The 6589-nt window shown below is 71.8% G+C and carries 6 protein-coding genes; 5 read left to right on the plus strand and 1 reads right to left on the minus strand.

Annotation, left to right across the window (positions count from 1 at the left end; translation table 11 throughout):
• Positions 1-162 precede the first annotated feature (162 nt).
• From ACFV6V_RS10035 to ACFV6V_RS10045, 3 genes are all read left to right on the plus strand, one after another.
• Entirely contained in the window at positions 163-1497 is a 1335-nt protein-coding gene (locus tag ACFV6V_RS10035; protein WP_385561779.1) for a peptidase C39 family protein, read from the plus strand.
• 88 nt (positions 1498-1585) lie between these two features.
• Positions 1586-1756 (plus strand): SCO1431 family membrane protein, encoded by a 171-nt coding sequence (locus ACFV6V_RS10040; protein ID WP_385561782.1) that lies wholly within the window; start codon positions 1586-1588, stop codon positions 1754-1756.
• Positions 1757-2017: 261 nt separating this feature from the next.
• Positions 2018-3190 carry an acyl-CoA dehydrogenase family protein gene (locus ACFV6V_RS10045; protein ID WP_385561785.1) on the plus strand — a complete coding sequence of 391 codons (1173 nt, stop codon included), beginning with the start codon at positions 2018-2020 and terminating at the stop codon, positions 3188-3190.
• A 364-nt stretch (positions 3191-3554) separates the two neighbouring features.
• Here ACFV6V_RS10045 and ACFV6V_RS10050 read toward each other — a convergent pair whose 3' ends face one another.
• Positions 3555-3983 carry a hypothetical protein gene (locus ACFV6V_RS10050; RefSeq protein ID WP_385561787.1) on the minus strand — a complete coding sequence of 143 codons (429 nt, stop codon included), beginning with the start codon at positions 3981-3983 and terminating at the stop codon, positions 3555-3557.
• A 225-nt stretch (positions 3984-4208) separates the two neighbouring features.
• Between ACFV6V_RS10050 and ACFV6V_RS10055 the strand changes: the two genes are divergently transcribed.
• Both ACFV6V_RS10055 and ACFV6V_RS10060 read left to right on the plus strand, forming a co-directional pair.
• Entirely contained in the window at positions 4209-4649 is a 441-nt protein-coding gene (locus ACFV6V_RS10055; RefSeq protein WP_385561790.1) for an Lrp/AsnC family transcriptional regulator, read from the plus strand.
• 9 nt (positions 4650-4658) lie between these two features.
• A complete protein-coding gene (locus tag ACFV6V_RS10060; RefSeq protein ID WP_385561793.1) occupies positions 4659-6281 on the plus strand; it encodes an amidohydrolase in 1623 nt (540 codons plus the stop codon).
• Positions 6282-6589 lie beyond the last annotated feature (308 nt).

The raw sequence follows: 6589 nt of genomic DNA on the forward strand, positions 1-6589 counted from the left end.
CGCTGTGCATCCCGTCGTTCGGGTGGCGCCGTGCGCGTCCCGGGCACAAGGGGACGGAAGCACCCGCTGACCCGGGATAGTGGCACCGGCGCCGCGCTCCTGGCCCGCGCGCCCCGACTGCCCTGATGCGCCCGACTGTCCTGCTCACAAGACGGAGATCCCATGACCGGAGCCGCTTCGCGCAGAACCGTCCTCACCGCCGCACTCGCCGCCGCGGCCGGAGCGGGCGGCGTCCCGTCGGCCGCACCCGAAGCGGCCGCCGCCGCCCGGCACGTGGACAACCGCTTCTGGGCCACCCACGCCGACTGGTCCGGCGGGTCCACCACGGGCACCCGTGTCGTCGCCGGAGCCCGCCCGGGTGTGGTCATCGGCTCGCCCGTCCGCCGGACCACCTACCGCGACCCGCACACCGGACGGACAAGCGCCTGGGAGTGCGCCAGCTGGACCTCGGCCGCGCACCGCCCCGGTGTGCCCGCGAGCGAGGTCATCGTCTCCTGGAACGCCCACACCCCGGCCGGCACCTGGTTGCAGGCGGACGTGTCGGGCACCTACTCGGACGGCACCGCGATGCCCTGGTACATCATGGGCCGCTGGGCGTCCGGCGAAGCCGACATCCGCCGTACCTCCGTGGACGGGCAGAGCGACGGCAAGACCAGCGTTTCGACCGACACCCTCTCCGTGAACTCCCCGGCGAGCGGTCTGCGGATCGCCTCCTACCGGCTGCGGCTCACCCTGTACCGCACGCCGGGCACCACCCGCACCCCGACGGTGTGGCGCGTCGGCGCCATGTCCTCCGCCGTCCCGGACCGGTTCACCGTGCCCGCCTCCAAGCCCGGCCTCGTGCGCGAGCTGACCGTGCCGCGCTACTCGCAGAACACGCACCTCGGCCAGTACCCCGAGTACGACAACGGCGGCGAGGCCTGGTGCAGCCCCACCTCCTCCCAGATGATCATCGAGTACTGGGGTCGGAGGCCCACCGCACAGGACCTCGCCTGGGTCGATCCCGGCTTCGCCGACCCGCAGGTCTGCCAGGCGGCCCGCTACACCTACGACCACCAGTACGAGGGCTGCGGCAACTGGCCCTTCAACGCCGCCTACGCCGCGACCTACCGGGGGCTGAACGGTGTGGTGACCCGTCTCCAGTCGCTCACCGAGCTCGAGAGCCTCGTACGGGCCGGGATCCCTGCCATCACCTCGCAGTCGTTCGTCAAGCAGGAGCTCACCGGAGCGGGGTACGGGACCGCGGGCCATCTGATGACCGCCATCGGCTTCACCGCCAGCGGCGATGTGATCGCGAACGATCCGGCATCGCCCAGCAACCCGGCCGTCCGCAGGGTCTACCGGCGGCGCGAGTGGGAGAACATCTGGCTGCGCACCAAGCGCCACAACGCCGGCGGAAAGGTGGTCTCCGGCACAGGCGGCGTCTGCTACCTCTACTGGCCCGAGTCCCCGACCGCCGCCCAGCGCAGCGCCCTCGCCGCTCTCGGTATCCACTGACGCGATTGCGCCCGCTGAGGGGTGGTGACACCGGTCACTGCCCCTCGGCGGCCCGGCTGGCACCCTGGTCTGGCTACGCCGGGGGGCCATGACCGCGACGAGGACCGAGCGAGACGACATGACCGCGACCACCGCAACCGGCACCCGGGCCCGCACCGGAGGCCCCAAGGACAACGGCCCCAAGATCCTCGAGCACGTCCTGGGCTGGACCCTCGTGGTCGTCATCGCCATGCTGGTCACCCAGACCGGTCTGCTCTGACCTTCTCCGGCCCTCTCCGGTCCCCTCCGACGGTTCCGGCAGCTCACCCGGCCGCAGGCAGAGCTCACCCAGCCGCAGGCGGGCAGCCCGGCCGACGAGTGACGGACGCCCTCCGATCGGGCATACTCATCCCGCCACAGCCGCTGGTCAGCCACTTCCGTGATCCGGGAGGGCAGCATCGGCGCACCAGGTGACATCCGGCGGCGCCCGTCCCACCCCGCGCGCGCCGCCGTAGCGCCCGACAGGGAGGAGAGCGCCGCAATGCCCGACCGCGCCCCGCAGCCGGTGGACCGGATACTGCCCACCGAGGAGTCCAGGGACCTCATCGCCCTGGTCCGCGAACTCGTCCAGCGGGAGATCGCACCCCGTGCGGCCGAGGAAGAGGAAGCGGGCGTATTCCCGCGCGACACCTTCACGCTGCTCTCCGAGTCCGGACTGCTCGGACTGCCGTACGACTCCGAGTTCGGCGGTGGAGACCAGCCGTACGAGGTCTACCTCCAGGTGCTCGAAGAGCTCGCCGCCGCCCGGCTCACCGTCGGTCTCGGTGTCAGCGTGCACTCCCTGGCCTGCCATGCCCTCGCCAACTACGGCACCAAGCAGCAGCAGGCCGACTTCCTGCCGGCGATGCTGGGCGGCGGACTCCTCGGCGCGTACTGCCTCTCCGAGCCGTCGTCCGGCTCGGACGCCGCGTCACTGCGCACCAAGGCCGTGCTCGACGGTGACGACTGGGTCATCAACGGCACCAAGGCGTGGATCACACACGGCGGGGTCGCCGACTTCTACACCGTGCTCGCCCGCTCGGGCGGCGAGGGGCCGCGTGGGATCACGGCCTACCTCGTGCCGGGCGACGCCGTGGGGCTGAGCGCCGCGGCGCCCGAGAAGAAGATGGGGATGAAGGGCTCCCCGACCGCCCAGCTCCACTTCGACGGTGTGCACGTCCCCGACGCCCGCCGTATCGGTGACGAGGGCCAGGGCTTCGCGATCGCGCTGGCGGCGCTGGACGCGGGGCGCCTCGGTATCGCTGCATGCGGTATCGGTGTGGCCCAGGCGGCGCTGGACGAGGCGCTCGCCTACGCCGCGAGCAGGCAGCAGTTCGGCCGTCCCATCGCGGATTTCCAGGGACTGCGCTTCATGCTGGCCGACATGGCCACCAAGGTCGAGGCCGGCCGCTCGCTGTACCTGGCCGCCGCCCGGCTGCGGGACGCGGGCAAGCCGTACTCCCGGCAGGCCGCCATGGCCAAGCTGTTCTGCACGGACGCGGCCATGCAGGTGACCACCGACGCGGTGCAGATACTGGGCGGCTACGGCTACACCGCCGACTTCCCGGCCGAGCGGCTCATGCGCGAGGCCAAGGTGCTCCAGATCGTCGAGGGGACCAACCAGATCCAGCGGATGGTCATCGCACGTCACCTTGCGGGGCCAGAGTCCCGCTGACCCATACGGTCTGCCGCGTCCAGGCCGGGGCTGCTGTCAGCCTGTTCCATTCCTGGTCGCGGCGGCCCGGCAGGGTCCGGCCGGCCTTCGCCCAGTTGCGCATCAGATCACGGTAGATGGGCGGATCCACCGACCGCGGAACCGATTCTTCGGCGTGTGGTGTCATCAGCCGCCGGCGGCCAGTGCCGCCCGTGGAGTGCTGAGGGGTCATGCCCGAAGAACGCGCGTCGGTCCTGCGGGGTCACCGTCCCACCGATGCGAGAGCCAGTTCGTGCTGTCCCCGTTGCGAGGTGGGGCGGCACCGGCCCCGCACCACGGGGCTCGGCGCCATGGTGCAGGGGAGTGCGTGATGTGCGGGGCCGCTTCAGGCCGCGCGACGCGCCGGCGGGGTCTTGATCGGGCGCGAGCCCGGGCCGCCGACGTGCGAGAAGGGCTGCATCCGCCAGTCGAGGCCCTGGGGGAGCGTCAGCAGCAGCGCGGTGTCCTGCTCCTGGACCTCCAGCGACTCGTCGGCGGGGCCGGCGTCCGTGGCGGGCCGGCCGGTGCCCGCGCACACGGACAGCACGAACGGATTCCACGGCGTCGGGCACATCGCGTGCTCCGGGAGGGCGTCCTCGTCGGCCAGGAGCGCGATCGGCTGGGCGCAGTCCGGGCAGATCACCCGGTACATCTCGAAGGTGTCGAAGGTGTCGTAGTCGTCCGCGCTTCCAGCCCTGTCCGGGTTGTCGCAGTCAGAGCCGACGGAATCAACGGGCTCCGGTTCGGTACGTCCGGAGCGCTTCACACTGTGCATGGAGAATCTCCCCCTCGGGTGGGCCGACCAGGCAGATGCGGCCTCGACCACACCAAGCACTTCCCTCGCGGCTCCCTGGATAACCGTGAGGCTTCGAAGGACACGGCCACCACCTTGTGGCATTCGTCACACGGCATCCGGGAGCGCCTGCCGCAGGGGGTTTCCCGGCCCTGTAAGAGGTGGCCGACTGTGCCGGAAACCGCCTGGGGGAATAGGTTGATCCGCATGGAGGAGCTGGATCGTCAGATCGTCGAGTTGCTCGTCAGGGACGGGCGCATGAGCTACACCGACCTGGGCAAGGCCACGGGCCTGTCCACCTCGGCGGTGCACCAGCGCGTGCGACGGCTCGAGCAGCGCGGTGTCATCCGCGGATACGCCGCCGTCGTGGACCCGGAAGAGGTCGGCCTGCCGCTGACGGCGTTCATCTCGGTGAAACCCTTTGATCCCAGCGCCCCCGACGACATCGCCGAACGGCTCGCCGGGGTACCCGAGATCGAGGCCTGCCACAGCGTGGCCGGGGACGAGAACTACATCCTCAAGGTGCGCGTCGGCAGCCCGATCGAGCTGGAGGAACTGCTCAGCCAGATCCGCTCGCTGGCGGGAGTCTCGACGCGTACGACCGTGGTCCTGTCCACCCCGTACGAGGCACGGCCCCCGCGTATCTAGGCTGTTCCCATGAGTGAGAGCGTGCCCCCGGGCGAACACCGCACCGTGCTGCTGCGCGGCGGAGACGTACACAGCCCCGCCGATCCGTTCGCGACGGCCATGGTCGTCGAGCGGGGGCACATCGCCTGGGTGGGCTCGGAGGGGGCGGCGGACGCCTTCGCGTCCGGCGTGGACGAGGTCGTGGACCTGGAGGGCGCCCTGGTCACCCCCGCGTTCGTGGACGCCCATGTGCACACCACGGCGACCGGTCTCGCGCTCTCCGGACTCGACCTCTCGGATGCCCGCTCGCTCGCCGAGGCGGCCGACCGCATCCGTGCCTACGCGGCGGCGCGGCCCGCCGACCGCATCCTCATCGGGCATGGCTGGGACGCCGCGCGCTGGCCCGGGCAGCGCCCGCCCCTGCGGGCTGAGCTCGACGAGCTCACCGGGGGCCGGCCGCTCTACCTCACCCGGATCGACGTCCACTCCGCGGTGGTCACCACCGCACTGCTCGACCTGGTGCCCGGAGTGCGTGCCATGAGTGGCTTCCGTGACGGCGAGCCGCTCACCGGGGACGCCCACCACGCGGTGCGCTCCGCCGCCTACGCCGCCGTGTCCACGGAGCAGCGCGCCGAGGCCCAGCGCCTGGCGCTGCGGCACGCGGCTTCGCTCGGCATCGGCACCGTCCACGAGTGCGCGGGGCCCGAGATCTCCTCCGAGGACGACTTCACCGGCCTGCTGAAGACCGCGGCCGAGGGACACGGTCCCCGGGTCGTCGGCTACTGGGCTGACACGGACGTGGAGCGGGCACACGCGCTCGGTGCGGCGGGCGCCGCAGGTGACCTCTTCGCCGACGGCTCGCTCGGCTCGCACACGGCCTGCCTCCACGAGCCTTACGCCGACGCCGCGCACTCCGGCGTCGCCCACCTCGACGCGGCCACCGTGGCCGCCCACGTCACCGCGTGTACCGAGGCCGGGATCCAGGCCGGATTCCACGCGATCGGCGACCACGCCATCGGCAAGGTGGTCGAGGGCGTCCGGGCCGCCGCCGACGTGCTCGGCCTCGCCCGGGTGCGCGCCGCCCGGCACCGCGTGGAGCATGCCGAAATGCTCACTCCCGAGACCGTCGCCGCCTTTGCCGAACTGGGGCTGACCGCCTCGGTACAGCCCGCCTTCGACGCCGCGTGGGGCGGGGACACAGGCATGTACGCCCAGCGTCTGGGCGTCGAGCGGGCGCGCACCCTCAACCCGTATGCCGCGCTGCTGCGCGCCGGTGTGCCGCTGGCCTTCGGCTCTGACAGCCCGGTGACCCCGCTCGATCCCTGGGGGACGGTGCGCGCCGCCGCCTTCCACCACACCCCGGATCACCGGATCTCGGTGCGGGCCGCGTTCACGGCCCACACCCGGGGGGGCTGGCGGGCGATCGGGCGGGACGACGCCGGCACCCTGGTGCCCGGCGCGCCCGCCGACTACGCGATCTGGCGTACGGGTGAGCTCGTCGTCCAGGCTCCCGACGACCGGGTCGCCCGCTGGTCAACGGATCCCCGCTCCGGCACCCCTGGCCTGCCCGATCTCACCCCGGGCACGGCCCTCCCGGTCTGTCTGCGCACCGTCGTGTTCGGACAGACGGTCTATATGCGGCCTAACGAGTGAGATCGGGATTATTCGTACTGCTGCTCCATGTGCCGAACGGCTCGGGCGCCACCTGCGGATCTTCGCGCCCGACCAGCCGAATCGGCCAATCGTCGCAGAAGACACGACTGTTGACAGAGTGCCGCAGGGGGCCGGTAGGTTCGGCCGAGTCCACCACAGGACGTCCGACCGGTCGGAGCTTCCACGCAGTCGTCGAACGCCGCTGGGTCATGGGGTGGTGTGACTTTACGGCACACCAAACCTGGTTCGCAAGTACGACCTCCGCCCCTAGGCGGAGAGGGGAGTCCGCGCCCGGTCGGCCGACCCCA

It is taken from the genome of Streptomyces sp. NPDC059828, assembly GCF_042731955.1.
GTDB lineage: Bacteria > Actinomycetota > Actinomycetes > Streptomycetales > Streptomycetaceae > Streptomyces.